Below are 1,531 nucleotides of genomic sequence, written 5' to 3'. Positions count from 1 at the left end.
CCGGACGCCGCAGGCCCCGCCCTCCGGGCGGACGGCGCTACTTTCGAAACACGCCCTAGGACGCCCGGTGGCTCGCGACCACATCGGCCACCGCGACCAGCAGTGCCGCGACCACGAACGCCACCGACACGACCAGCCCGTGGTCGTACGCCGTCGGCCAGCCCTCGGGCTCCACCTGGGCGAAGAAGACCGAGCCCACGGCGGCGATACCGATCGCCGAGCCCACGCGCTGCCCGGTCTGGAGGGTGCCGCCCGCCGTGCCCGCCATGGCCACCGGTACCTCGGCGAGCGTCAGCGTCTGATTCGGCGTGATGACAAGGCCGCTGCCCAGACCGGCCACGAGCAGCGGCGCCGCCATCACCCAGCCGGCGGCATGGCCGGGCACGAGATGCACGGCGGACGCGGTGGCCGCGAGCCCCACGGCCACCGTGATCAGTCCGATCAGAACCAGCGGCCGGCCGAAGCGGCTGACAAGTCGGCCGCCGATACCGGCCGCCACGGCGGAGCCGAGGGCGAAGGGCGTGATGGCAAGTCCCGCCTCCAGGGCCGAGTAGTGCAGTCCGCTCTGGAGATAGAGCGTGGTGATGAAGAAGATCGCGGTGAATCCGCCGAAGTAGAGCAGGATCAGCAGACATCCCAGCGAGTACGAGCGGACACGGAACAGCGACAGATTCAGCACCGGCTGGGTGCCGCCCGTATGACACCGGGACTCCCATTTCACAAAGGCGGCCAGCAGGGCCGCGGCGACGAGCACCAGCAGCCACTTCTCGCCGCCGTGCCACTGCTGTGACTGGACGAAGGGCAGCAGCAGGAACAGCACTGTGCAGCCGAGGAGCAGTACACCGATCGGGTCGAGATCGCGCAGTCTGACCCGGCCGGCCGCCGGTGTGTCGGGCAGCAGCCGCCGGGCGAGCAGCAGACAGACGACACCCAGCGGGAGATTGACGTAGAAGACCCAGCGCCAGCCCTCGTCGGCGCCGGCGAACTGGATGATGAGACCGCCGAGCAGCGGTCCGACGGCCATCGAGATACCGACCACCGCGCCGAACATGCCGAAGGCCCGGCCCCGCTCACGGCCGGAGAACATCTGCTGGATCAGCGCGGAGATCTGCGGAGTGACCGTGCCTCCGGCGAAGCCCTGCACCAGCCGCGCGATCACCAGCCAGAGGCTCGACTGGGCCGCTCCGCAGGCCGCGGACGCCAGGGTGAAGAGCGCGAGTCCCACCATGAACACCACGCGCCGGCCACGGGCGTCGCCCAGCCTGCCGGCCGGGATCAGAAAGAGGCCGAAGGCGAGCGCGTACCCGGACAGCACCCACTGGAGGTCGGAGACCGGCGTGTGCAGGCCCTCGCGGATGGACGGCAGCGCGACATTGACGATGGAGACGTCCAGAAGCGTCATGAAGCCCGCGACCAGACAGACCGCGAGCGCCTTCCAGCGTCGTGGATCGGGCGTCGTGCCCGCGGCGGACGGGACGGGCCCGCCCGCCGCCGCTCCGCTGTCCCGCGCTGCGTCTCCGGCCCTGATCGG

1 protein-coding gene is annotated in these 1,531 nt (G+C 70.8%); it reads right to left on the bottom strand.

Annotated elements, in window-relative coordinates:
- Positions 1-55 precede the first annotated feature (55 nt).
- Entirely contained in the window at positions 56-1,528 is a 1,473-nt protein-coding gene (locus GA0115259_RS38140; RefSeq protein WP_093605200.1) for an MFS transporter, read from the bottom strand.
- Positions 1,529-1,531 lie beyond the last annotated feature (3 nt).

The sequence above is a fragment of the Streptomyces sp. MnatMP-M17 genome (assembly GCF_900091995.1).
GTDB lineage: Bacteria > Actinomycetota > Actinomycetes > Streptomycetales > Streptomycetaceae > Streptomyces.
The sequence above is the reverse complement of the archived record's forward strand: the minus strand, read 5'-3'. Positions and strand labels throughout refer to the sequence as shown.